At 67.8% G+C, this 26,377-nt stretch carries 17 protein-coding genes; 8 read left to right on the top strand and 9 right to left on the bottom strand.

Annotated features, from left to right (window positions below; genetic code table 11):
• Positions 1–18: 18 nt before the first annotated feature.
• The 3 genes from E5790_RS13555 to E5790_RS13545 are packed head-to-tail and all read right to left on the bottom strand — an operon-like array spanning position 19 to position 2,659.
• A complete protein-coding gene (locus E5790_RS13555) occupies positions 19–1,350 on the bottom strand; it encodes an O-antigen ligase family protein (protein WP_111205472.1) in 1,332 nt (443 codons plus the stop codon).
• Positions 1,331–2,446, bottom strand: coding sequence for a glycosyltransferase (locus E5790_RS13550; RefSeq protein ID WP_014648352.1), 1,116 nt, complete (start codon positions 2,444–2,446; stop codon positions 1,331–1,333). The genes E5790_RS13555 and E5790_RS13550 overlap by 20 nt, the downstream gene beginning before the upstream one ends.
• A gap of 15 nt (positions 2,447–2,461) precedes the next feature.
• Positions 2,462–2,659, bottom strand: coding sequence for a zinc-finger domain-containing protein (locus E5790_RS13545; protein WP_005410967.1), 198 nt, complete (start codon positions 2,657–2,659; stop codon positions 2,462–2,464).
• A gap of 420 nt (positions 2,660–3,079) precedes the next feature.
• Here E5790_RS13545 and E5790_RS13540 point away from each other — a divergent pair, with 420 nt between their 5' ends.
• Both E5790_RS13540 and E5790_RS13535 read left to right on the top strand, forming a co-directional pair.
• Complete coding sequence (locus E5790_RS13540; RefSeq protein ID WP_111205471.1) at positions 3,080–6,424, top strand: GH92 family glycosyl hydrolase; 3,345 nt, start codon at positions 3,080–3,082, stop codon at positions 6,422–6,424.
• Positions 6,421–7,164: a basic secretory protein-like protein gene (locus E5790_RS13535; protein WP_032959489.1), complete on the top strand. Its 744-nt coding sequence runs from the start codon at positions 6,421–6,423 to the stop codon at positions 7,162–7,164. The genes E5790_RS13540 and E5790_RS13535 overlap by 4 nt, the downstream gene beginning before the upstream one ends.
• A gap of 531 nt (positions 7,165–7,695) precedes the next feature.
• Here E5790_RS13535 and E5790_RS13530 read toward each other — a convergent pair.
• Both E5790_RS13530 and E5790_RS13525 read right to left on the bottom strand, forming a co-directional pair.
• On the bottom strand, positions 7,696–9,987 hold the full coding sequence (locus E5790_RS13530; protein ID WP_014648356.1) for an NADP-dependent malic enzyme: 2,292 nt from the start codon (positions 9,985–9,987) through the stop codon (positions 7,696–7,698).
• Between the two features lie 230 nt (positions 9,988–10,217).
• Positions 10,218–11,561, bottom strand: coding sequence for a dicarboxylate/amino acid:cation symporter (locus E5790_RS13525; RefSeq protein ID WP_014648357.1), 1,344 nt, complete (start codon positions 11,559–11,561; stop codon positions 10,218–10,220).
• A gap of 332 nt (positions 11,562–11,893) precedes the next feature.
• On the opposite strand from E5790_RS13525, the gene E5790_RS13520 reads away from it, so the two are divergent.
• Both E5790_RS13520 and E5790_RS13515 read left to right on the top strand, forming a co-directional pair.
• On the top strand, positions 11,894–13,063 hold the full coding sequence (locus E5790_RS13520) for a porin (protein ID WP_111205470.1): 1,170 nt from the start codon (positions 11,894–11,896) through the stop codon (positions 13,061–13,063).
• Between the two features lie 66 nt (positions 13,064–13,129).
• Positions 13,130–15,772 carry a PAS-domain containing protein gene (locus E5790_RS13515; RefSeq protein WP_049408085.1) on the top strand — a complete coding sequence of 881 codons (2,643 nt, stop codon included), beginning with the start codon at positions 13,130–13,132 and terminating at the stop codon, positions 15,770–15,772.
• A gap of 636 nt (positions 15,773–16,408) precedes the next feature.
• On the opposite strand, the gene E5790_RS13510 is transcribed toward E5790_RS13515, so the two are convergent.
• The 4 genes from E5790_RS13510 to E5790_RS13495 are packed head-to-tail and all read right to left on the bottom strand — an operon-like array spanning position 16,409 to position 20,213.
• Positions 16,409–17,059, bottom strand: a complete 651-nt coding sequence (locus tag E5790_RS13510; RefSeq protein ID WP_014648360.1) for a response regulator transcription factor — start codon at positions 17,057–17,059, stop codon at positions 16,409–16,411.
• 28 nt (positions 17,060–17,087) lie between these two features.
• Positions 17,088–18,143, bottom strand: coding sequence for an ABC transporter substrate-binding protein (locus E5790_RS13505; RefSeq protein ID WP_014648361.1), 1,056 nt, complete (start codon positions 18,141–18,143; stop codon positions 17,088–17,090).
• Positions 18,140–19,531: a sensor histidine kinase gene (locus E5790_RS13500; RefSeq protein WP_014648362.1), complete on the bottom strand. Its 1,392-nt coding sequence runs from the start codon at positions 19,529–19,531 to the stop codon at positions 18,140–18,142. The genes E5790_RS13505 and E5790_RS13500 overlap by 4 nt, the downstream gene beginning before the upstream one ends.
• Positions 19,524–20,213: a response regulator transcription factor gene (locus E5790_RS13495; RefSeq protein WP_005419188.1), complete on the bottom strand. Its 690-nt coding sequence runs from the start codon at positions 20,211–20,213 to the stop codon at positions 19,524–19,526. The genes E5790_RS13500 and E5790_RS13495 overlap by 8 nt, the downstream gene beginning before the upstream one ends.
• A 244-nt stretch (positions 20,214–20,457) precedes the next feature.
• Between E5790_RS13495 and E5790_RS13490 the strand changes: the two genes are divergently transcribed.
• From E5790_RS13490 to E5790_RS13475, 4 genes are all read left to right on the top strand, one after another.
• On the top strand, positions 20,458–21,597 hold the full coding sequence (locus tag E5790_RS13490; protein WP_053496099.1) for a porin: 1,140 nt from the start codon (positions 20,458–20,460) through the stop codon (positions 21,595–21,597).
• A 75-nt stretch (positions 21,598–21,672) separates the two neighbouring features.
• A complete protein-coding gene (locus E5790_RS13485; RefSeq protein ID WP_005419191.1) occupies positions 21,673–23,001 on the top strand; it encodes a CitMHS family transporter in 1,329 nt (442 codons plus the stop codon).
• A 24-nt stretch (positions 23,002–23,025) separates the two neighbouring features.
• Positions 23,026–23,766, top strand: a complete 741-nt coding sequence (gene phbB, locus E5790_RS13480) for an acetoacetyl-CoA reductase (protein ID WP_005419193.1) — start codon at positions 23,026–23,028, stop codon at positions 23,764–23,766.
• A 228-nt stretch (positions 23,767–23,994) separates the two neighbouring features.
• Positions 23,995–26,295 (top strand): TonB-dependent receptor, encoded by a 2,301-nt coding sequence (locus E5790_RS13475; protein WP_111205469.1) that lies wholly within the window; start codon positions 23,995–23,997, stop codon positions 26,293–26,295.
• Positions 26,296–26,377: the final 82 nt, after the last annotated feature.

The following is a 26,377-nucleotide window of genomic DNA, read 5'->3' as shown; positions in this document are numbered from 1 at the left end:
GCCCACCAAGGTTGGCAACTACTGCATCGGCGGAGATTCGTCCGATTCGCGGGCCAGCAGACTGCCGGCGAACAGGGCCGCCAGCAGCACGGTCAGGCCGCCCCAGAACGCAGAATAGAACGCCAGGTGCGTATTGAGCGGGAACACGGTAACCGCCAGCGCCAGCATCGCCGGGCGGGCGCGGTCACGCGCCGCCGGCGGTGCATAGCGCCAGGCCCGCCAGGCCTGCGCCACCGCCGCCAGCCACAGCAGCAGGCCCAGCACGCCGGTCTCGGCCAGGATTTCCAGCACGATCTGGTGGGCGTGCAATGCCGGTTGATTGCCCCACACGGCGGGGCCCTCGTCTGACACGCAGGCCGGATACGCATCACGGAAGCCGCGCGCACCGACACCGTTGACCGGATGTTCCTCGATCATGCACACCGCCGCCGTCCAGATGCGCGCGCGCCCCGAAAGCGCCTCGTCAACGCCCTGCCCGTCTTCGTTCCATGCCTGTGCCGTGCGCGCAACACGCTCGCGCAGCTGCGGCACGCCCGCTGTCAGTGCGGCCGTACCCAGCGCTGCCACAAGGGCCAGCAGCAGCAGCCGCTTCCAGCCGAACTGGCGCAGGCCGCTGTAGGCCAGCACCAGCACAAAGGTGATCCACGAGGCGCGCGAACCGGCCAGCAGCAGCACGCCTCCCAGTGCGGCGGCGGCCAGCAACCACCCCGCACTGCCGAAACGCCGCGCCATCGGCAGCAGCAGGAAGGGTGACAGGCTGGCCAGTACCTGGCCGAATTTCAGGTTGCAGGGCCCGAGCGCGCCACTGAGGCGGTCGGCCAGTGCGGCTTCGTCGGCCGGGCACAGCGCGTGGCCACTTACGGCCAGCTTCAGGTGCTGCAGCGACCAGAACCATGGGCTGGTGCCGGCCAGCGCCTGTACCAACGCGTCCAGCGTCCACGCGCCGGTGATCAGCGCCAGGCCACCGAAGGTCAGCCGCCGCCGTTCCGGCGTGGCTACCGCGATCGCCACCAGCCACATGAAGGGCAGGTAGCGCAGTCCGGCGGCAGCCTTGGTCCACGAGGCCGCCGGATCGATCGCATCGATGGCCGAGAACGCCTGTGGCAGCCAGTAGCCGAGGAACAGGATCGAGGTCAGGGCCCACGCCGCCGTGCTCAACAGGTGCGGGCGGCGCTGCAGCCGGCGCATGACCATGCGCACGGCAGCATAGAGCGCGCCAAGGCCGAGCACGGTTTCGGCGATGCCTGGCAACGGCCACATCGCCACGTACGCCAGCACCCACCAGGGCGCCCAGCGCCCAGCGCGGTCGTCGCGCACGATGGCAGCGGGGTCAGCCGGCGAGATCGGCATAGAGGCGGAGGGTATCGCGCTGCATGGCCTGCAGGGTAAACGGGATGCGGGTCGGCAAGGATGGCGGCTGCGCCAGCAGGGCCAGCGCACGTTCACCCAGCGCGCGCGCGTCGCCGAGCGGCACCGCGCCGCCGGGCTGCAACTGCTGCAGCAGTTCGCCGACGCCACCGTGGTCCCAGCCCAGCACCGGGCGGCCGACCGACAGCGCCTCGACCACGGTGCGGCCAAAGGCTTCCGGCTTGTCCGACAGCTGCAGCACCAGATCGCTGGCGGCGTAGGCCAGGGCGATGCGTGCGGTAGGCGTGCTGATCTGTACGGCCTCGGCCACGCCCAGTGCCGCAGCCTGGCGGCGCAGATCGGCCACGTAGGCCTCACGCCCGGGTTCCTCGGTACCCAGCATCCACAGCTGCGCAGGCACGCCGGCGGCACGCACGTCGGCCAGCAGCTGCAGCGCGTGGGCGTGGCCCTTCAGCCGGGTACCGCGCCCGGGCAACAGCAGCAGCGGGCCATCAACCTGCGCCAGCCAGGGATAATCGGCGGCCAGGGCCAGCCGCGGGCGACGGTCGGCACGTGCTACGCGTGGGAACTGGCCGACATCGACACCGCGGGGAATGACCTGCAGTTTTTCTTCCGGCACCGTCGGGTAGTGGCGTTGCACGAAGGCGCGCACGGTATTGGACACGCAGATCACGCGTTCGCCACTGGTCATCACCGCACTGTAGCGGCTGGGCGAATTCAACCCGTGCACGGTGGTCACCCAGTGCGGGCGCTGTGCGGCGGGCATGGCGCGGATCGCGTACAGGCCCAGCCAGGCCGGCAGCCGCGAACGGGCGTGCACGATGTCCGCACCGACCTCGGCAAACAGGCGGCGCAGGGTCGGCAGATGGCGCAGGGTCAGCAGCGACTTGCGGCCGATGTCCAGGGTGAGGTGCTCGGCACCGCTGTCCAGCAGCGGCTGCACCAGGCGGCCACCGGCGGACACCACCAGTGCACGATGGCCGGCCGCGACCAGGGCAGCAGCGATTTCCAGGGTCGAGCGCTCGACACCGCCGGAGTGCAGCGCCGGCAGCAACTGCACCACGGTCAATCGGCGCATCGAAGGGGCCGCCGTTTAGTCGGCCAGCACGAACACGGAACCGCAGTACGGGCACTGCGCTTCACCGTTGGGCTCGTCTTCGATCGGCAGGTACACGCGCGGATGCGAGTTCCACAGCGCCATTTCCGGGGTCGGGCAGCTCAACGGCAGATCGCTGCGGTGCACGGTGTAGCGCTTCTCGGCGTTGGCGGGCGCGGTGGCGGTATGGCTCATGGCGGATGTCGGTGAACGGGTTGCGAGGCCTGTGATTCTAGCATCTGGGCCGCACCGACATTGCGCCACGACGGGCCTTTGCGCGCTCCCGCCGATGCCTCGCATCTCCCCGCCGCACGCCGGGCGGCGGCGGCGCCGGGGATTTCGCGGTCGTTCCGGCAGGTTCGCTCGCCAGAATCGACTCCAGCGATATTTCCCGCATTTGGATCGAACTAAATGGCACTTGCCAGCGCGCGACGGCTGTTGCAGGATCGGGCCAGGTCGCACCCCGACCCACCCAATCCAACCCGATCGCATGGCCCGCCCCCACCGGACCGGCATCGCCTCTTCCACTGCCAGCCTGGCGGGCGGAGCGATGCTGTCCGTGGTGTCCGCCGATGCGGGTTCTGCCCGCCGCCAGCCCTTCCGGGAGACCCTTGCATGACCCTGTCCGATCCGCGCCGCGCCCTGCTTCCACTGGCCCTGGCCCTGGCCTGTGCGACCACTGCGATGCCGGTGCTGGCACAGGGGCTGCAGACCTCGTTCGAGCCCGGCGAACCTGCCCCGACGCAGGCCGCGGGTGCACTTCAGGTCACGATCGGCAACGGCCCTGCGGCGCCTTACGCGGCCAAGCGCAACGCCGGCTACAGCGGCCTGCATGCACTGCGCTACAGCAGCGAAGGCGGCAGCGCGCGGCGCGAACTGTTCAAGGCCGACCTGCCCATCGAGGCCGATACCACGCTGTCGTGGCTGGTGCTGCCGGAGATCGTCGGCAAGGACACCGTCGCTTCGACCTATGTCTCGCTGGACCTGCTGCTGGACGATGGCAGCCGCGTGTCGGCCGGTGCGGCGCGCGACCAGCATGGGGTGGCGATCGGCGCACGCGCGCAGGGCGAATCGAAGACGCTGTACCCGCAACAGTGGGCGCGCAAGGCAGTGCGGCTGGGCGACGTACCCACGCTGAAGGGCCGCCGCGTGGTGGCGATCGAGCTGGAGGTGGCCAGTGCCGAGGGCGTGCCGGTCTCTGGCTGGATTGATGACGTGCGCCTGGACGCACAGCCGCGGCAGCAGCCACAGCGCGTCTCCGACTGGGTGCTGACCACCCGCGGCACCCAGGCCAACGGCACCTTCTCGCGCGGCAACAATTTCCCGGCCACGGCGGTGCCGCACGGCTTCAACTTCTGGACCCCGGTGACCGATGCCGGCGCACTGAACTGGCTGTACCGCTGGAACGAACAGAACGACGCACAGAACCGCCCGCAGCTGCAGGCGCTTGCGCTGAGCCACCAGCCCAGCCCGTGGATGGGTGACCGCCAGACCTTCCAGGTGATGCCCTCGGCCAGCCGTGGCGTGCCGGAGGCCGACCGCCGCAAGCGCGCGCTGTCGTTCGATCGCCGCCATGAAAGCGCGCGCCCCTACCGCTACGACGTGCGCTTCGACAACGGCATCGCTGCCGCCATCGCGCCGACCGATCATGCCGCGTTGTTCCGCTTCGACTTCCCCGAAGGCGGTGACGCCAACCTGCTGTTCGACAACGTCGATGCACGTGGTGGCCTGACTCTGGATGCCGCCACACAGACGCTGTCGGGCTACACCGATACGCGCAGCGGCCTCTCCAACGGCGCCAGCCGCATGTACGTGGTGGCCAGCTTCGACAAGCCCTGGCGCAGCAGCGGCCGCCTCGACACCGGGCGCCCGACCGGCTACATCAAGTTCGATGCCGGCAGCGAGCGGCGGGTGACGATGCGCATCGCCACCTCGCTGATCTCGGTGGAGCAGGCGCGGCACAACCTCGCACTGGAAATCGCCGCCGCCGATACGCTGGAGAGCGTGGCCGGCCGCGCACAGGACGCGTGGGACGCGCGCCTGGCCCGCTTCGACATCGGCGATGCCAGCGACGACCAGAAGACCACGCTGTACTCCAGCCTGTACCGGCTGTACCTGTACCCGAATTCCGGCCACGAGAACGTGGGCAGCGCCGCCGCACCGGAGTGGCGCTACGCCAACCAGGCCAGCGCCAGCGATGACAACACCGAAGGCAGCGCGACCCGCAGTTACGCCGGCGTGCGCGATGGCAAGGTGTTCGTCAACAACGGCTTCTGGGACACCTTCCGCACCACCTGGCCGGCCTATGCACTGTTCACGCCCGACGATGCCGGCCAGCTAGTGCAGGGCTTCATCGAGCAGTACCGCGCCGGCGGCTGGATCGCACGCTGGTCGTCGCCGGGCTATGCGGACCTGATGGTCGGTACCAGCTCGGACGTGGCCTTCGCCGATGCGTGGCTGAAGGGCATCGGCGGTTTCGATCCGGCCGAGGCCTACGCCGCCGCGCTGAAGAACGCGAGCGTGGTCCCGCCCGACCGCCATGTCGGCCGCAAGGGCATGGACCGTTCGACCTTCCGTGGCTACGCCAGCGCGGACGTGCATGAAGGCATGTCGTGGACGATGGAAGGCGCACTCAATGATTTCGGCATCGCCAACATGGCCGACGCGCTGGCCAAGCGTGCGACCACGCCGGCCGCACGCGAGCGCTACAGCACCGAGGCCGACTACTTCCGCTATCGCGCCGCCAGCTACACGACGATGTTCGATCCGGCCGCCGGCTTCTTCCAGGGCCGCACTGCCGATGGCCAGTGGCGCGTGGACGCGAAGGACTACGACCCGCGCGTGTGGGGCCACGACTACACCGAGTCCAATGGCTGGACCTTCGCCTTCACCGCTGCCCACGATGGCGAAGGCCTGGCCGCGCTGTACGGTGGCCGCGACAAGCTGGCGGCGAAACTGGATGCCTTCTTCGCCACGCCGGAAACCGCAGACCCGGCACTGGCCGGTTCCTACGGCGGCACCATCCACGAGATGACCGAGGCGCGCGACGTGCGCATGGGCATGTACGCGCACAGCAACCAGCCGGCGCACCACATCCCGTGGATGTACCTGTACGCCGGGCAGCCGTGGAAGACCCAGCAGCACGTGCGCGAGATCCTGTCGCGGCTGTACGTCGGCAGCGAGATCGGCCAGGGCTATCCGGGCGACGAGGACAATGGCGAGACCTCGGCGTGGTACGTGCTGGCCTCGCTGGGCCTGTACCCGCTGCGCATGGGCGCCCCGGAGTATGTGATCGGTTCGCCGGCCTTCCGCCACGCGCGGGTGGAACTGCAGGGCGGCGCGGTGCTGACCGTGAACGCGGCCAACAATTCGCGAGAGAACGTCTACGTGCAGTCGCTGAAGATCAACGGCACGCCCTGGACGAAGACCTGGGTGCCGCACGAGCTGATCGCCAGGGGCGCGACGCTGGACTTCGTGATGGGCCCGCAGCCGTCGCGCTGGGGCAGCGGCGTGGATGACGTGCCGCGCTCGCTGACCGCCCGTGGCCAGCGCCCGCAGCTGCTGCACGACCTGCTCGGCAGCGGCGCGAAGGCAACACTGGCCGATGGCCGCGCCCTGCCGGCGCTGGTCGATGACGATGCGGCCACCACCGTCGGCCTGGGTGGCGGCGCGACCATCGCACTGACCGGCCTGAGCAATGGCACGCCGACGATGTATACGCTGACCAGCGGTGACGGCCGCATCCAGGGCGGCGAATGGACGCTGGAAGCGCGCAATGGCAACGGCCACTGGACCGTGCTCGACCAGCGCAGCGGCGAAGCCTTCGAGTCTGCCCGCCAGACCCGTCCGTTCCGCATCGCCAGACCCGGTCGTTACAGCGAGTACCGGCTGCGCCTGGCCGCGCCGGGCCGGCTGCCGCTGGCGGAGATCGAACTGTTGGCGCCCAGCGCCGTACAATGAGCCCTATGCGCTACCGTCTGTTGCCTCTGGCCCTTGTTGCCCTTTCCTTCTCCAGCTTCGGCCAGACCCAGGCCTTTGATGCGCAGCTGACCCGCGACGGCGTGACGCTGAACTACCAGGACGCCCGTGGCGCCCTGGCCGCGCCGCAGCGCAAGCGGGTGATCGATACGTTCTACTTCGCCTACCTGCGCGAACGTGCGGACTTCCACCCGGCCGCGCCATCGATGGTGCGCATCGTGATCGATCCGGCCTACACCGGGATCGCCTTCGTCGGTGACAAGGACCAGGCGGCAACGATCACCATCAATCCGGGTTGGCTGGCGCAGCACCCCAACGACATCGACCTGGTCACCCATGAGGCCATGCACATCGTGCAGGGCTATCCGGGCCATGGCGACGCACGGGTGCCGGGTTGGCTGGTGGAGGGCATCGCCGACTACGCACGCGACCGCTACGGCATGGACAATGCCGCCGCGGGCTGGTCGCTGCCGGGCAAGGTCGAGAAGGGCCAGAACTTCGACAGCGGCTACCGGGTCACCGGTGCGTTCCTGAAATGGGCCGACGCCGAACACCCGGGCCTGGTGCTGGCACTGGACACGGCCCTGCGCGATGGCCGCTATGCACCGGCGCTGTGGCAGAAGCACACCGGCAAGGCACTGCCCGCACTGTGGGCCCAGTACGCCAAGCCGCGTTCGGATGCACCGCCGCCGGCCCCTGCACGCCGCGGCAAGCGGCGCTGACTGGCTGGTCAACTGGGAATTGGGGCGACTGGGTAGAGTCGACTGTTAGTCGACTGACTTTCGTACAGCCCCCGAAAACCCCGCGCTTCGCGCGATAGTCGACCAACGGTCGACTCTACCTCGCTGCTTTCTACGCCTCAGCGCGACTGCACGAAACCGGCGTACAGCGCGAACAGCTGCTGGAAATATCGCCGCGTGACTCGATTACGCATGACACCCTCGCCCATGAAAGTTGGTCGGGCCCAGGGTGGGAAGGCCGGTCCGGTCCCTTCCCACGGCCGGGCCGCGTGGGCGTATTGGGCCGCAACGGCGTTGCAGGGAAATGACCGGGCGGCGTAGCGCGTGTGGCAGGTTCGGCGGCCGTTGCGGCAAATGAAAACACCGGGCAATGCCCGGTGTTTTCACTTGCGCCGACGTCCAGCCGCGCCAGCGCCATCATTCTTCCGACCAGGAGCCCCTTCTTGTTGAAGGGGCTCGCCGAAGGCGGGGGTAGAGGAAGAATGCGTGGGCAGCGGAAGTGGGAAAGAAGGCTTATGCCTTCTTTTCCGCTTCCAGCTGCTTGCGGATCTGCGCATCGACCGCCGCGATCGCGGTCATGTTCAGGATCCGGCGCGAAGTGGCGCTGGTGGTCAGGATGTGCACCGGCTTGTTCACGCCCATCAGGATCGGGCCGATCGCCACGCCATCGGTGAACACGCGCACCAGGTTGTAGGCGATGTTGGCCGCTTCCAGGTTCGGCAGCACGAACAGGTTGGCGCGGCCCTGCAGGGTCGAGCCCGGCAGCAGCTTCTGGCGCAGCGCTTCATCCCATGCGGTGTCGCCCTGCATTTCGCCGTCCACGTTCAGGCGCGGGTTGCGCTTGAGCAGCAGCTCGCGCACCTGGCGCATCTTCAGCGCGTCCTTCGAATCGTGGCTGCCGAAGTTGGAGTGCGACAGCAGCGCCACCTTCGGCTCGATGCCGAACAACTTCATGCGGTAGGCCGCCTGCAGGGTCGCTTCGCACAGCTGCTCGGCGGTCGGGTCTTCCTGCACGTGGGTATCGACGAAGAAGAACACGCCCTGCTGGTTGATCACGCCGGTCATCGCCGAGGTCGAGGTGACCTTCGGCTCCAGCGGCAGCACGCTGCGCACGTAGCCTAGCTTCTTGTGGAAGCGGCCGACGATGCCGGTCAGCATCGCATCGGCTTCGCCACGCGCCACCATCACTGCTGCGATCAGGGTCGGGCGCGAACGCATCAGGTTCTTCGCCGCGGCCACGGTCACGCCACGACGGCCGGTCAGGCCATGGTAGTACTGCCAGTATTCGTTGAAGCGCGGGTCATCGTTGATGTTGGTGACTTCAACGTTCTCGCCGATCTTCAGGCGCAGGCCGAGGCGTTCGATGCGCGACTCGATCACTTCCGGGCGGCCGATCAGGATCGGGTGCGCCAGGCCGTCATCGACCACGTTCTGCACCGCCTGCAGCACCACTTCCTCTTCGCCTTCGGCGTACACCACGCGCTGCTTGTCGCTGCGCGCGCGGTCGTAGACCGGCTTCATCATCAGGCTGGTGCGGTAGACGAACTGGGCCAGCTTGTCGCGGTAGGCGCCCATGTCGTCGATCGGGCGCGAGGCCACGCCCGAATCCATTGCGGCCTGGGCCACGGCGGCCGACAGCTCCACCAGCAGGCGACGGTCGAACGGACGCGGGATCAGGTATTCACGGCCGAAGCTCGGGGTGTCACCGCCATAGGCCGAGCCCATGTCGGTGGCGGCGCGGCGGGCCAGTGCAGCGATGGCACGCACGCAGGCGATCTTCATTTCCTCGTTGATCGCGGTGGCGCCCACGTCCAGCGCACCACGGAACAGGTACGGGAAGCACAGCACATTGTTGACCTGGTTCGGGTAGTCCGAACGGCCGGTGCCGATGATCGCGTCCGGACGGGCGGCGCGCGCCAGTTCCGGCATGATTTCCGGGGTCGGGTTGGCCAGTGCGAAGATCACCGGATCCGGCGCCATGGTCTTGACCATGTCGGCGGTCAGGATGCCCGGCGCCGACAGGCCCAGGAAAATGTCCGCGCCGTCGACGATCTCGGCCAGGGTGCGCTTGTCGGTGTCGCGCGCATAGCGCTGCTTTTCCGGATCCAGGTCGGTACGACCGGTGTGGATCACGCCCTCGCGGTCGAAGGCCAGGATGTTTTCCGGCTTCAGGCCCAGCTGCACCAGCATGTTCACGCAGGAAATGCCGGCCGCGCCCATGCCCGTGGTCGCCAGCTTCACGTCCTCGATCTTCTTGCCGGTGATCGCCATGGCGTTGAGCACCGCCGCGCCGACGATGATCGCCGTGCCGTGCTGGTCGTCATGGAACACCGGGATCTTCATGCGCTCGCGCAGCTTGCGCTCGACCACGAAGCATTCCGGCGCCTTGATGTCTTCCAGGTTGATGCCGCCGAAGGTCGGTTCCAGCGAGGCGATGATGTCGACCAGCTTGTCCGGGTCGGTCTCGTCGACTTCGATGTCGAACACATCGATGCCGGCGAACTTCTGGAACAGCACGCCCTTGCCTTCCATCACCGGCTTGCCGGCCAGCGCGCCGATGTTGCCCAGGCCCAGCACCGCGGTGCCGTTGGAGATCACCGCCACCAGGTTGCCGCGGGCAGTCAGCTCGCTGGCCTGCTGCGGGTCGGCCTTGATCGCTTCACAGGCGTACGCCACGCCCGGCGAATACGCCAGCGACAGGTCGCGCTGGGTCAGCATGGGCTTGGTAGCGGAAACCTTGATCTTTCCCGGCGGGGACATCCGGTGGTAATCGAGGGCGGCCTGTTTGAAATCTTCGTTGGACATCGATGTGGGTTACATGAATGGGCAGAAGGGACAGGGGATGATACCCCCGTTGGAGCGTCTGGACCTGTCGCTATCCTGTCGCAAGCATGCTGCGACCGCACAATTCCGTGCCGTATGCGACGGTACCGGGATGTCAGCTTCGGCGTTGCCCATGACAGCCATGGGACGCCCTGAAACGCCGCGGGGCCGTACCACTGTCGTGACCGGCCCCGCGGTACCACACACCTGGATCAGCCCTTGGCCGGCAGTGCCTCGGGCAGCGCATCGACCGGCGGCGGCAGTTCGCTTTCGCGGCCATCCAGCGCCAGCTTCAGGCGGTTGCGGTCCAGCGCGCCTTCCCAGCGCGAGACCACCACGGTGGCCACGGCATTGCCGATGAAGTTGGTCAGCGAGCGGCATTCGCTCATGAAGCGGTCCACGCCCAGGATCAGCGCCATGCCGGCAACCGGCACTTCCGGCACGACGGCCAGGGTGGCGGCCAGGGTGATGAAGCCCGCGCCGGTGACGCCGGCCGCGCCCTTGGAGCTGAGCATGGCGACCAGCAGCAGGGCGATCTGGTGGCCCAGGGTCAGTTCGGTGTTGGTGGCCTGGGCGATGAACAGCGCCGCCAGGGTCATGTAGATGTTGGTGCCGTCCAGGTTGAACGAGTAGCCGGTCGGGACCACCAGGCCCACCACCGACTTGCTGCAGCCGGCGCGTTCCATCTTCTCCATCAGCGACGGCAGCGCCGACTCCGACGACGAGGTGCCGAGCACCAGCAGCAGTTCGGCCTTCAGGTAGCGCGCCAGCTTGAACACCGAGAAGCCGCACAGGCGGCAGACCACGCCGAGGATCACCGCCACGAACAGGAAGGCGGTGAGGTAGAACGAGCCCACCAGCCAGGCCAGGTTGATCAGCGAGCCGACGCCGTACTTGCCGATGGTGAAGGCGATCGCACCGAAGGCGCCGATCGGGGCGGCCTTCATCAGGATGTGCACCAGCTTGAACACCGGAGCGACCAGCGCCTCCAGGAAGTTCAGCACCGGCTTGCCCTTCTCCCCCACCATCGCCAGCGCGATGCCGAACAGCACGGCCACGAACAGCACCTGCAGGATGTTGCCGTCGACGAAGGCGCTGAGCAGCGTCTTCGGGATGATGTCCATCAGGAAGCCGACCAGGGTCAGGTCGTGCGACTTCTCGACGTAGCTGTGCACCGCGGTCTGGTCCAGCTCGGCCGGGTTGATGTTCATGCCGGCGCCGGGCTGCACCACGTGCGCCACGATCATGCCGACGATCAGCGCCAGCGTGGAGAAGAACAGGAAGTACGCCATCGCCTTGGCAAAGACCCGGCCCACCGTACGCAGGTGGGTCATGCTGGCGATGCCGGTGACGATGGTGAGGAAGATCACCGGCGCGATGATCATCTTCACCAGGTTGATGAAGGCATCACCGAGCGGCTTCATCTTCTCGCCGATCAACGGCTCGTAATGGCCGAGGATGGCGCCCAGGACGATCGCCACGATCACCTGGAAGTACAGCTGGCGATAGATCGGCAACGGCTTTGCAGGCACCGGTGCTGCGGTCGGGATGTGCATGGCGGACTCCGGAAGGGGCGTTTTCAGGCACGTACGGCCCCGGAGCTGCACGGGAACCGTTACCGTGGAAACTGATCGCAGGCCCTGTGCAGCACGCACAGGAGGTGCGACCAATGGACGCCTTTGTACGCGCCAGGCACGCCAGCGCAGATAACCTATTGGTACTAGCCTCCCGGTTCAGGTGGCACAGGTGCCTACACTGGCGCCGCACCGCCCGATCCTGGGGAGGCTGGTGGCCCGGGCTGAACGGCTGGGTGAGTCTTTGCGAAAGTTCCGGCCCTTCCGGCCGTTGATGTCCTGTCCACACGCAATCTGAGAGAGCCGCACCCAACATGCGCCCGAATCCCATCTTGCTGGCCCTGTCGCTGGCCGCCCTTCCCGCCTTCGCCTCGGCCGCCGATTTCGACAACTGGCCGACCAAGTACACCTTCGGTGATGGCACCGAGCTGGCGGCCACCGCCAACATCGCCTACGACTACAACGACTTCTCCTCGGCCAGTGGCCTCGAGGACGACGATGCCGTGCGCCGCAAGGAATTCGGCGCGACGCTGAAAAAGAAGGGCGTCTACGATGCGATGGTCTACTACGACTTCCAGGCCGATACCTGGCTGGACGTGTTCGTGCGCTTCGAGAGCAAGGCCTTCTTCGGCCGTGACGTCGGCCGCTTCCGCTTCGGCTACATGAAGACCCCGGTCGGCCTGGATGCGAACACCTCTTCGCGTGCCGGCAGCTTCCTGGAAACCTCGCTGCCGGTGCAGGCCTTCTACGAAGGCCGCCGCACCGGCGTGGAGTGGGTGCTGGAGCGCCCGCAGTACCTGCTGCAGGCCGGGGCCTATGGCGGCAAGGACCTGCAGGGCGACAACCCCGGCACCACCCAGGCGGTGCGTGCGGTGTGGACGCCGGTGAAGGCACCGGGCGATGTGATCCACCTGGGCCTGGCCTACTCGCAGGAAAACCCGCGTGGCTACAGCGATGGCCGCGACGTGCATCACGAGGCCAGCGCCCGCCTGCGCGCGCGCCCGGAAGCCGGCCTGACCGACATCCGCTACGTCGATTCCGGTGCGCTGGTCACCGCCGACCAGATCCGCCGCACCGGCGTGGAAGGCATCTGGATCCGGGGCCCGTTCTCGCTGCAGGCCGAAGCGCTGCGCGCTACGGTCACCCGTCATGACGGCAAGCCCGACTACACCGGCAGTGGCCAGTACGCGATGGCCAGCTGGGTGCTGACCGGCGAATCGCGCCCGTACAACGCCGGCGCGGTGGCCAACATCAAGCCGGCGCACAATTACGGCGCGGTCGAACTGCTGGCCCGATACAGCCGTCTCGACCTGGACGATGGCAGCATCCTCGGCGGCCGCCAGCACGACCTGACGCTGGGCGCGAACTGGTACCTGACCAGCCACTTCAAGTTCCAGGCCAACTACGTGAAGGTCGACGCCAGCCGTCGTGGCGTGCACAGCACGCCGGAGATCTTCGAACTGCGCGCGCAGATGCACTTCTGACCCCTTCCACGTCAGACCCCGGCGGGCGTGCACGCCACGCCCGCCGGCCCTGCGTAGACTGCCGCCATGTACTGGCTCAGCCGCCACCGGATGCTGTTGCTGACCCTGCTGGTGATGGTCGGCGGTACCGTGCTGTGCGCGGTCGCCGCCGGTCATTACGCCTGGCGGCGCGCGCTCGGCGAGGAAAGCAGCCAGGTGCAACGCCAGCTGCAGCTGTATGGCCAGGGCCTGCAACAGCGCATCGACCGCTTCGGCACCTTGCCGCAGGTGCTGGCACTTGACCCGGATCTGCTGCATGCACTGCGCGTGCCGCCCTCGCCCAGCGAACGGCAGCGGCTGAACCTCAAGCTGCAACGCGCCAACGAAGTCACCCGTGCCTCGACCCTGACCCTGGTCGGCCACGACGGTGTGGCGGTGGCGGCCAGCAACTGGGACCAGCCGACCACCAATGTCGGCGAGAACTACAGCTACCGCCCCTACTACCGCCAGGCGCTGGCGCAGGGCCGTGGCCGCTTCTACGGCATCGGCATGACCACCGGCGTGCCCGGCTATTACCTTTCGCAGGCCATCGAAGAAGACGGCAAGCGGCTGGGCGTGGTGGTGATCAAGGTCGAGTTGTCCGCGCTGGAGCAGGAATGGCTGAGCAGCCCGGACGTGGTGCTGGCCAGCGACGACCACGACGTGGTGTTCCTGGCCAACCGGGACAGCTGGCGCTACCGGCTGCTGCGCCCGCTGGGGGCCGATGAGCGCCGCGAGATGCTGGACGCCCGCCAGTACGCCGACCGCGCATTGCAGCCCCTGCGCGCACGCACCGAAGACGTGCTGGCCGATGGCGGCCGCATGGTGCGCCTGCTGGACCCGGCGCTGCCGCAGCCGATGCTGTGGCAGAGCCTGCCGCTGCCCGCCGAAGGCTGGAACCTGCACCTGCTGCACGATGCCGGTGCCGCCACCGGCGCCGGCCGCGCCGCAGCACTCACCGGTGGCGCTGCATGGCTGGCGCTGGGCTTCCTGGTGCTGTTCGTGCAGCAGCGCCGGCGACTGGCCAAGCATCGCCTGCGCAGCCGCCGCGAGCTGGAAACCCTGCTCAAGCAGCATGCACAGGAACTGCGTACCGCGCAGGATGGCCTGCTGCAGGCCGCCACCGATGCCGACAGCGGCCTCAGCCGCAGCCTCGAACACCTGCCGCAGGGCGTGGTGGTGATCGACCGCGAACTGCGCCTGGTCGCGTGGAATTCGCGCTATCTGGAACTGTTCCGCTTCCCGCAGGACCTGGTTCGCGTCGGCCGGCCGATCGAGGAACTGTTCCGCTTCAACGCACGCCGTGGCCTGCTTGGTCCGGGCCCGGTCGATGAAGCCATCGAGCGCCGCCTGAACCACCTGCGCAGCGGCCGCCCGCACATGCGCGAAAGCGAAAAAGACGATGGCACCGTGCTGGAAATCCGCGGCAACCCGCTGCCCGACGGCGGCTTCGTCACCAGCTATGCCGACATCACCAGCTACAAGAACGCCGCGCGCGAACTGCGCTCGCTGGCCGATGCGCTGGAACACCGCATCGCCGAGCGCACCCATGACCTGGAAGAAGCACGCCGCGAAGCCGAGCAGGCCAACCGCTACAAGACGCGATTCGTCGCCTCGGCCGTGCACGACCTGCTGCAGCCGCTCAACGCGGCGCGCATGTTCGTCTCGGTGCTGCGCGGCAAGCTGGGCGACCCGGCGCAGCAGCAGACTGCGGACCACATCGATGCTGCGCTGGCCGCGCAGGATGCGATCCTCAACAGCCTGCTGGATATCGCGCGCCTGGAATCCGGCAGCCTGCCGACCCGAGTGCAGGCGTTCCGGCTCGGGCCTTTGCTGCAGACGCTGGCGCGCGAATTCGGCATCGCCGCACAGTCGCGTGGCCTGGTGGTCGACTGGGTCGATACCGATGCGGTGGTGGTCAGCGATGAAGCCCTGCTGCGCCGAATCCTGCAGAACTTCCTGTCCAACGCGCTGCGCTACAGCGAACGCGGCCGCGTGCTGCTCGGCTGCCGTCGCCGTGAAGGCATGCTGTGGATCGAGGTGCACGACCAGGGCCCCGGCATTCCCGACGCATTGCAGGGCGAGATCTTCGAGGAGTTCCGCCGCCTGCACGACGGCCAGCAGCGCGGCGCCGGCCTTGGCCTGGCCATCGTCGATCGCATCGGCCGCCTGCTTGGGCATCCGATCCGGCTGCGCTCGCAGCTGGGCCAGGGCAGCGTGTTCGCGGTGGGCGTGCCGTTCGGCGAAGCCAGCGCGATTCCCGCTACTGCTCCTGTGCCGGTGCTGGTGCAGGAACCGGCGGCGGACAACCCGCTTCGCGGTCGCCGGGTGTGGGTGATCGACGACGATCCGCACGTGTGCGCGGCCAGCCGCGCGCTGCTGGAGCGCTGGGGCTGCGAGGTGGCGCTGGCCGATGGCCCACAGGCGGCGCTGCAGCTGGCAGCAACAGGCGCAGTACCGGAGCTGGTGCTGCTGGATGTGCGCATGGGCGATCACCATGGGCCGGTGCTGTACGAGACATTGGCCGAATTGTGGCAGGCCCGCCCGCCGGTAGTGCTGGTTACTGCCGAGCGCGATGCGGGATTGCGTGAGATGGCCGCCGAACGCGGCTGGGGGATGATGGCCAAGCCGGTGAAGCCGCCGGCGCTGCGGGCACTGATGAGTCAGTTGCTGATCCGCCATCGTGGGTAGTTTCCAGCCAACGGCGCAGCCCCTCGTGGGTGGTGTCTGGGTGGTCGCGGAAAGCAGAAGCCGCGGGTGGGCCGGTCGGGTTGGGTACGCGGGGGACGCCGTGAATCCGTCCATGGAGGCTTGCAGCCGCTTGCTCGTGTGCGCTGTCCTGCGCACACGGCAAGACCCGGGTTGGGCGTCCTGCCCAACCCGCCCGAGGCATGCCTCGGGCCCATGCGGCTGACACCCCCGCGCACCCAACCCGACCGGCCTCCGACAGATTTCGGTGGCCTGCACCCACGGAGAAGAAAATAAGATCAAAAGCGGGTCGCGCGCTGCGCTTGCTCGTGTAGAGCCGAGCCCATGCTCGGCTTCACGGACCGGCCAGAAAGCAGCCGAGCGTGGGCTCGGCTCTACAAAAAGCGGCCTGTCAGGCTGCCTTTGCTTTGGATCTTCTTTTCTCTTCCGTGGATGGATGCGCACGGAACCTGTCCGTGGCCGGGTAGGTGGGCTGCGCAGGGGCGTGAGCCGCATGGATGCGGCGACCGAGCTTACATGGATGTACTTGCAGCGGCCCCTGTGCAGTCCACCTGCCCGGCCTCACCCATGAACTGCTCTACGTGTCCACCCACGAGGGGCTGCGCCGTTTGCTGGAAACTACAGCCCGATGCCGGCGTCGCCCTCGGGCTCCAGCGCCTTCACCAGCACCGCCGCCTGTGTGCGGCTGTGGCACTCGAGCTTCTTCAGGATGGCGGTGACGTGCACCTTCACCGTGTTCTCGGCCAGCCCCAGGGTGTAGGCGATCTGCTTGTTGAGCAGGCCATCGGCCAGGCAGAGCAGCACGCGGAACTGCTGCGGGGTCAGCTGGGCCAGGCGGCTGGCCAGTAGTGCATCGGCCTCGGAACGCTCGGCGGCCATCGCCGGGAACCACAGGCCGCCATCGAGTACTGCCTGCACGGCCTCGCCGATGGTCTCGGCCGGCGCGGACTTCGGGATGAAACCGGCGGCGCCGAACTGCTGGGCACGGCGGATCACCCGCGGATGGTCGTTGGAGGAAAGGATCACCACCGGGATGTCCGGATGCGAGCCGCGCACGTGCAGCAGCGCGGAAAAACCGTGCGCGCCGGGCATGGTCAGGTCGAGCAGCACCAGGTCCACGTCCGGCTGTGCGTCGAGCGCCTCGGCCAGCGCATCGGCACTGGCCACCTCGCGCACCTGCGCCAGCGGCAGGCTCTGCCGCAAGGACTGCACCACCGCCGAACGCAGCAGCGGGTGGTCGTCGGCGATCAGGATGGTGTATTCGCTCATGCCGCCATTGTACGGGCAGGCCGGAGCCTCAGCGCCCCGCCGGCTCGACGCTGCTGCGCCAGGCATCGAGGAACTGGCGGCGCTTGAGCGCATCCAGGTACACCAGCAGGCCCGGGCCGAGCTGGATCGGACGCCGGCTGCGGCCGGGCGCATCGTCGCCACGTGCGTTGCCGGTCACGATCGGCATCAGCCGCGCCTCGCGCGACAGCACCTGCTGGCCACGGGGCGACAGCAGGTAGTCGAGGAAGCGCCGCGCTTCTTCCGGGTGTGGGCCGGTACGCGGAATCACCGCGGTGCGCAGCACCACCAGCGTGTAGTCCTCAGGCTCGACGATGGCCAGTGGCGCGCCGGCATCGACCCGTGCCTGCGCGTAGGAACCAAGCACGTTGTAGACCAGCGACAGCTCGCCGCTGGCCACCTTGTCCAGCAGCACGCCGGTGCGCTCTTCGCGCACTACGTCGTTGTCGCCGAGCGCCCCCAGCAGCGCGCCGGCGATGCTGCCGCGCTGCGCATCCTGGGTTGCCAGCAGGTAGCCGACACTGCTGCGCTCGATGTCATAGGTGCCGACCCTGCCGCGCAGCGGTGCACCTTCGGCACGCAGCCGGTCCAGCAGCTGGCGGCGCGTGTGCGGCACCTTTGCCGAAGGCATTGCGCGGGTGTTGTAGACCATCACCACCGGCTCGTAGCTGATGCCGAAGGCCTCGTTGCGCCACTGCGCCCAGGCTGGCAGCGCAGCGGTCAGCGCCGAGCGATGTGGCAGCGCGTGGCCATCGTTGACCAGCTTGGTCTGCAGGTCCATGCCGCTGGAGATCAGCAGGTCCGGCGATGCCGGTCCACCGCGGTCGTGCAGGTAACGCGCGTACAGGTCCTGGGTGATGATGTCCTCGTACACCACCTCGGTGCCCGGGTGCAGCCGCTGGTAATCGGCAATCACCACCGCGAACACTTCGATGTCGGTAGTGCCGTGAATGCGCAGCTGCGCGGTGGCCGCCCCCTGTGCGGGAAAACGACGCACATCGCCGGGCGCGGCCAGCACCGGCAGGGCCAGCAGCAGGGCAACGGCCGTGGCAAACAGGCGGATCATGGACTGCTCCGTGGCAGGCGGATGGTGGCGATCAGCCCGCCCTGCGGGCGGTTGCTGAGGTCGATGCGGCCGCCGTGGCTGTCGACCACCCGCTTGACGATGGCCAGGCCCAGCCCGGCACCGCCGGATGGCGCGCCTTCGCCACGCGCGAAGCGCTCGAATACGCGTTCGGCATCGGCAGCCGCGATGCCTGCGCCATGGTCGGCGATGGTCAGCACGGCCTGCCCGCTTTCCACGGTCAGCGCGATCTGCAACGGGCCGTCGCCGCCGTACTTCAACGCGTTGTCGACCAGGTTCTTGATTGCCTCGCGCAGCAGCAGCGCGTCGCCATGCACCTGCACCGGCTCGGCAGTCATCGCCAGTTGCACGCGCGGTGCAGGGCTTGCCTGCGGCAGTGCTTCATGCAACGCCTGGTGCACGGTCTCGGCCAGATCCACCGCCGCAAAGCGTTGCAGGTGCGAACGATGGATCACGCTGGCATCGCTGAGCAGCTGGTTGAGCAGCCGGCTCATATGCGTGGCGTTGCGCTCGATCGCCTGCAGGCTGCGTCGCATGTCCTCCGGATCGTCATCATCCAGCGCCAACTGCGCCTGAGCTCGCAATGCCGCCAGTGGCGTGCGCATCTGGTGTGCGGCCTCGGCCATGAACGCGCGCAGTGTCTCGTTGCTGCTGGACAGGCGTTCCATGAAGCGGTTCAACGCGGCCACCATCTGGTCCATCTCGCGCGGCACGCGGGCATCGAGCGGCTTCAGGTCGGACGGCTCGCGGCGCGACAGCTCGCGCTCCACCCGCACCAGCGGCCGGAACGCACGATGCACGCCGAACGCCACCAGCGCCAGCAGCAGCCCGGACAACACACCGATCGCCAGCAATGCACGATTGACCATGTCCTGCGCAACGGCTTCGCGCGCGCGCCGGGTCTGGCCCACCTGCACCTGCACCTCGCCCTGCGCGGAGGCCGCGGCGAAACTGCGGCCGACCACCACGAAGCGCACGGTTTCGCCGCTGTAGGGGGCGTCGAACAGCTGCGGCTGGGTACCGGGCCTGCGCGGCGGTGTCGGCAGATCACCGTAGCCGGTGATCAGCGTGCCGCGGCTGTCGGCCACCCGGTAGAACACGCGGTCCTCCGGCGCCATCGCCAGCAGGTCCAGCGCCGCATAGGGCAGATCGACCTGCCACTGGCCGTCGACCAGGGCCACCGAATCGGCGATGGACAGCGCCGAGGACACCAGCAGGTGATCGTAGGATCGGTTGGCGGCGCGCTGGCCGTAATCGCGTGCGGCGAACAGCAGGGCCACCGCGAACACCGCCAGCAGCACGCCGAGGTAGAGCAGCAGCGTGCGCCGCAGCGAACCCGGCGCCGCAGTCGCAGCACGCGTGTCAGCCATCGGCGTCGGCATGGGTATCGCTGGCTTCCAGCAGGTAACCGACGCCACGCACCGTGGTGATGCGCAGCGGCGCGCCCGCCAGCTTCTTTCTCAGGCGACCAACGTACAACTCGATGGCATTCGGGCCCGCTTCGTCATCGAAACCAAACAGGCCGTTGCCGATCTCGTCCTTGCCGACCACCTGGCCAAGACGGCCGACCAGGATCTCCAGCAGGCGGTACTCGCGATTGGGCAGTTCGATCGGCTCCCCGTCGAGGCTGACCCGGTGCGCCGCGTTGTCGAACTGGAAGCCGCCAATCTGCACCACTTCGCTGGCCTGGCCGCGCGCACGCCGCAGCAGCACGCGGCAGCGCGCTTCGAACTCGCGGAAATCAAACGGCTTGCCCAGGTAGTCGTCGGCCCCCACATCCAGCGCCTGCACGCGATCTTCGATGCCGTCACGCGCGGTCAGCATCAGCACCGGCGTGCTGTCACCGCGCTCGCGCATGCCGGCCAGCACGCGCAGGCCATCGAGCTTGGGCAGGCCGATGTCCAGCACCACCAGGTCGAAGCTCTGGTAGCGCAGCACGCTGGCAGCGGCCAGGCCATCGGCCTGCCAGTCCACGGCGTGCCCGCTGCGGCGCATCCGGCGGATGATCGCATCGGCCAGATCCGGATTGTCTTCGACCAGCAGCAGGCGCATGGGCACTCGGGTGGGAGGGGAACCGAATGCTACCGCATGCCGCCGCTGGGCTCGCCGGGCGCGGCACGGCGAGCCCAGCCGCCTGTGCTTTTCGCTGCACCGCACAATCCGTTGACAGGACGATGACAGCTTGCCCGACCCAGACTGCGGCCGCGCACCGTCCGGTGCCCACGATTGCCGCGCGCCTGGCGCGCACCTGGGAGGGTTTGTGGAATTCACGTTTGCCTGGCGGCGTCCTGCCGCCATGATGGCGCTGGCTGTCCTGTCGGTGCCGGCCTTCGCCGCCGAAGACGACCGTCCGGTCACCGCCACCCTGGGGGGCCGCCTGCACCTGGACTTCGCCACCTTCGACAACGACAACCGCGGAACGCCGAACAAGGATGACACCGAGATCCGCCGTGCATGGGTCGATGTGTCCGGCAAGTTCTTCGTGGTCGACTACAAGCTGGAAGCCGACTTCTCCGGCGACCGCGTCGAGGCCAAGGATGTCTACCTGGCCCGCAGCTTCGGCAAGGCGGGCAAGCTGACCGTGGGCCAGTTCAAGCAGTATTTCTCGCTGGATGACCGTACCAGCTCCAACTACGGCAGCTTCCTGGAGCGCGGCAACGCCGGCACCACGCTGGCGCCGCTGTACCGCCTGGGTGCGTCCTGGCAGGCCAACCCGGGCGACTTCACCTGGGCGGCCAGCCTCTACAGCCTGGAGAGCATCGACGCCTGGCAGGTGAAGGGTCGCGCGGCGGGTGGTCGCATCACCTGGGCGCCCTCGCCCAGCGACGGCGACGTGCTGCACCTGGGCCTGTCGCTGGCCCGCGAGGCGTACGACAACCCCGGCGCCAATGGCGTGCCCGGCCTGCGCATCCGTCCGCGCCCGGCCGGCCACCTGTCCGACGAGAGCCGCCTGACCCTGGTCGACTTCTCCGCCGGCCGCGATACCGACGTCAACAAGTGGTCGCTGGAATACGCGCAGGTGCGCGGCCCGCTGTCGTGGCAGGGCGAGTTCAGTGGCGCCACCTTCGATGACGGCGCCCAGCGCGGCGACGTGATGGCCGCCTACGGCATGCTCAGCTGGTTCGTCACCGGCGAAAGCCGCGCCTATGACCGCAAGACCGGACGCTTCGCGCGGGTGAAGGACATCCGCCACAAGGCCGGTGCATTCGAAGTGGCGCTGCGCTACGACCAGATGTGGGGCGCGCAGCACCTTGATGGCGCGCCGGACCTGCGCCGCGGCAGCACCGAAGCCTGGACGCTGGGCGGCAACTGGTACCTGCGCGACAACCTGCGCTTCATGCTCAACGTGATCGAAAGCCGCAACCGCGACCGCCTGGCCGGGGTCACGGTGGACCGCACCCGCGCGGTCACCGGCCGCCTGCAGTACGACTTCTAGGCCTGACATTCCGGGCGCGCGGCGCCCGGCCCCTTCCACTCCCCACGTCCTGTTTTCGCAAGGAGTCCGCAGATGATGCTGAGCATCCTCGGCTTTGGCATGGTCATTACGTTCATGTACTTGATCATGAGCAAGCGCCTGTCGCCGCTCGTCGCCCTGATCACCATTCCCATCCTGTTCGCGCTGATCGGTGGCTTCGGTGCCGGCATCGACGAGATGATGCTGGAGGGCATCAAGAAGATCGCGCCGACCGGCGTGATGCTGATGTTCGCCATCCTCTACTTCGGGGTGATGATCGATGCCGGCCTGTTCGATCCACTGGTGCGGGTGATCCTGCGCTTCGTCAAGGGCGATCCGATGAAGATCGTGCTTGGCACCGCCGTGCTGGCGATGCTGATCTCGCTCGATGGCGACGGTTCGACCACCTACATGATCACCGTCTCGGCGATGCTGCCGCTGTACCAGCGGCTGGGCATGAACGCGCTGAACATGACCTGCGTGACCATCCTCGCCGGCGGCGTGATGAACCTGACCCCGTGGGGCGGCCCGACCGCACGCGCGGCCACTGCGCTGCACGTGGACCCGGCCGATGTGTTCGTGCCGCTGATCCCGTCGATGGTGATCGCCTGTGCCGGCGTGCTGCTGCTGGCCTGGTACCTGGGCTTGAAGGAACGCCGTCGCCTCGGCGTGGTGACCCTGCCCAAGGGCGGCAGCTGGATGGACAACAGCGTGTCCGATGACAGCAATCCGCTGCCGACCGTGGAAGACGCCGAGGACATCAAGCGGCCGAAGCTGCTGTGGGTGAACCTGGCCCTCACCGTGGCGCTGATGACCGCGCTGATCATCGGCGTGCTGCCGATGCCGGTGCTGTTCATGGTCGGCTTCGCCATCGCCCTGGTGATCAACTACCCGAACCTGGCCGAGCAGCGCCGCCGCGTGGTCAACCACGCCGGCAACGTGCTGTCGGTGGTGTCGCTGATCTTCGCCGCAGGCATCTTCACCGGTATCCTCAACAACACCGGCATGGTCGAAGCGATGTCGCACAGCTTCCTGGCGGTCATTCCGGAGTCGTGGGGCCCGTACCTGGCGGTGATCACCGCGGTGGCGTCGATGCCGTTCACCTTCTTCATGTCCAACGACGCGTTCTACTTCGGCGTGCTGCCGATCCTGTCCGAGGCCGCCGGCAACTACGGCATCACTCCGGTGGAAATGGCGCGCGCCTCGCTGGCTGGCCAGCCGGTGCACCTGCTCAGCCCGCTGGTGCCGTCCACCTACCTGCTGGTGGGCCTGGCCAAGGTCGAATTCGCCGACCACCAGAAGTTCACCCTGAAGTGGGCCATCGCCATCTCGATGCTGCTGATGATCGGCAGCCTGCTGTTCGGCCTGTATCCCCTCGCCGCCTGACCCTTTGCCAAGGAGCCTTCTGCAATGACGCTTCGAATCGCTTACGTCACCAGTGGAATGGGCAGTGTCGGCACTGCCATCTGCCAGAGCCTGGCCCGCAGCGGCCACACCGTGGTTGCCGGCTGCGCGCCGAACTCGCCGCGCAAGGCCAACTGGCTGCGCGAGCAGCGCGAACAGGGCTTCGACTTCATCGCCTCCGAAGGCAACGCGACCGACTGGGCCTCGACCAGCGCCGCGTTCGCCAAGGTCCGCGCCGAAGTGGGTGAGGTCGATGTACTGGTCAACAACTCCGGCGGCAGCCGCGACCTGCTGTTCCGGCAGATGACGGTGGAGGACTGGAACGCGGTGATCGCTTCCAACCTCAACGCGCTGTTCAACCTGACCAAGCAGGTGGTCGACGGCATGGCCACGCGGGGCTGGGGCCGCATCATCAACATCGGCTCGGTCAGCGCCCACAAGGGCCAGATCGGCCAGGTGAACTACGCCACCGCCAAGGCCGCGATGCATGGCTTCAGCCGTGCGCTGGCCGCCGAAGTGGCTTCGCGCGGCGTCACCGTCAACACGCTGTCGCCGGGCTACATCGCCAGCCAGGCGATCAGCAGCTTCCCGCCGGATGTACTGGACCGGCTGGCGGCCTCGGTGCCGGTGCGCCGCCTGGGTCGCCCCGAGGAAGTGGCCGGCCTGTGCGCGTGGCTGGCCTCGGATGAAGCCTCGTACGTGACCGGCGCCGACTATCCGGTCAACGGTGGCCTGTACATGGGTTGAGCCTTTCTCCACGCTGCGCGTGGACCGCCTCCCCCACGGAGTGCGCGGGGCCGGTGAACCTTTGCTTGCGAAGGGAATCCGGCCCCTTTTTTCATCCGGCTGCGGGACCTGCGCGGGTGCCCTGCACCATTCGTTGGTTTTCCGTAAAGAAGGTTTCATGTTCCGTTCGCATAGTGGCCCTGCACCGCGCACGCGTGCCGGTGATCACCCCCCATGCAACGGACCACCATGCAGACCCGACACCTGACGATCGCCGTAGCGATCGTGCTCTCCGCCGCTGCCAGCGCCCATGCCGCCGCCACCACCGCCGATACCGGCGCCAGCACCGATGCCGCGCTGAGCGCGCAGACGCTGGATACCGTCTCTGTGATCGGTCAGGGCGAGACCCGCCAGGTGCAGCGCATCACTGCCGTGGACAAGCAGGTGCTGCCGCCGGGCACCAGTGGCCAGAAGATCCTCGATCGCCTTCCGGGCGTGTCGGTGCAGTCCAACGACGCCTTTGGCGCCAACGAGGAATCGCAGACCATCAGCCTGCGTGGCTTCGACAAGAGCCGCCTGGGCTACACGCTGGACGGCATCCCGCTGGGCGACAACAGCTACGGCAATTACAACGGCCTGAGCATCGCCCGCGCGATCATCGCCGAGAACCTGGCCGGCGCCGAACTGTCGCAGGGCATTGGTTCGCTGGGCGTGGCCTCGACCAGCAACCTGGGCGGCACCATCCAGTATTTCTCGATGGATCCGTCCACCGAATTCGGTGGCCGCGCCAGCGTCACCGTCGGCGACAACCACCAGCGCCGCGGCTACCTGCGCGTGGACACCGGCGACCTCAACGGCTTCTCGGCCTATGTGTCCGGCGTGCACCAGGACCAGGACATGTGGGCCGCGCCGTACCAGAACCAGACCACCCGCCAGTTCAATGCCAAGGCAGTGTGGAACGTTGGCGACCACCGTTTCGGTGCGTTCGTGGCGACCTCGCGCGCCAGCCAGGCCAACTATGCCTACCTGTCCAAGGACATGCTGGCACGCGGACTGGGGTATGACTGGAACATCTACGCGCCGGACTGGGATCGCGCCGTCGCCGCCGCGTACTGCGCGCCTGGCACCTACAACAAGGCGCGCTGCAAGTTCAGCGGCGGCGTCAACAGCATCGACGATGCGTACTATCAGAGCCGTGCGCTGCGCGACGACAACCTGTACTCGGTCGATGCCGACCTGCGCCTGGGCGAGCAGGGCCGCCTGAAGCTGCTGGCCTACCACCACGACAACCGTGGCCAGGGCCACTGGTGGGCACCGGGCCAGCCGTCCTACCCGGGTACCGACAGGATGCTGCCGATCTCGATCCGCAGCACCAACTACACGATCAACCGCGATGGCCTGACCGCCGCGCTGTCGTGGACGGTGGGCATCCACGAGCTGGAAGCCGGCCTGTGGTACGAGCAGAACGACCATAACGTGTCGCGCAACTTCTACTACATCAGCGGCCCGTTCCTGGACGACCTGTACCTGAAGAACCCCGACCGCTTGCTGTTCAACCAGGACTTCGACATCCGCACGCGCCAGTTCTACGTGCAGGACCGCATGCGCTTCCTGGACCAGCGCCTGACCGTGGACGTGGGCATCAAGAGTCCCAACACCCGCATGCGCGCCACCGCGCAGCCCGGCGTTGAAACCCGCATTGCGTCGGGCACACTGACCGCCAAGGAATCGGTGCTGCCGCAGGTAGGCCTGGGCCTCAAGCTCAACGCCAACAACGAGCTGTTCGCCTCCTACGCCGAGAACATCGCCGCCTTCGTCGGCGGTGGCAGCGGCGGCCCGCTGCAGGTGTCGCCGGAATCGTTCGCGGCCAGCGCCGGGCTGGAGCCGGAGAAGTCCAAGAGCCTGGAAGCCGGCTTCCGCACTTTCGGTGAGAAGTACCAGGCCTCGATGGCTGCATACAACGTCAAGTTCGACAACCGCCTGCTGTCGCTGAACCCGTGTTCGAGCATCGAAGTCGGCACGCGCCCGGAGTGCGTGACGCGCTTCATCAACGTCGGTTCGGTGAAGAGCCACGGCGCGGAACTGACTTTCATCCTCAAGCCGATTGATGGCCTGCAGTGGTACAACGCGCTGTCCTGGAACAAGACCACCTACGAGGATGACTACACCTCGGGCGGTGCGATCGTTCCGGTGGCCGGCAAGATCACGGTGGATACGCCGCAGCGCATGGCCTCCAGCGAGATCAGCTGGAACCGCGACGGCTTCTTCGCCAGCCTGCGTGCGAAGTACACCGGCAAGCGCTACTACACCTACACCAACGACCAGTCGGTGCCGGGCGTGACCACCTTCGACGCCGGTGCGGGCTACGATTTCGGCCCGGGCCTGGGCCTGCGCAACGTGCGGGTGTCGTTGAACGCGACCAACCTGACCAACAAGCGCTACGCCGGCCAGCTGAGTTCGTTCGCACCGACTGATCCGAAGGGCACGCGCTATGCGATCCATGCGAGTGCGCCGCGGCAGCTGTTCATGACGGTGGCGGCGGAGTTCTAGGTCAGAAGCGGGCGCTGCGGCGCATTGAGTGTGCCTGCATGGCGCGGGTAGGCAGGCCCATGCAGGACACGCCGTAAACCCG

Origin of the sequence: Stenotrophomonas sp. PAMC25021 (assembly GCF_004795795.1) — a bacterium.
Lineage (GTDB): Bacteria > Pseudomonadota > Gammaproteobacteria > Xanthomonadales > Xanthomonadaceae > Stenotrophomonas > Stenotrophomonas muris.
This window is presented reverse-complemented; position numbering and strand designations above follow the sequence as displayed.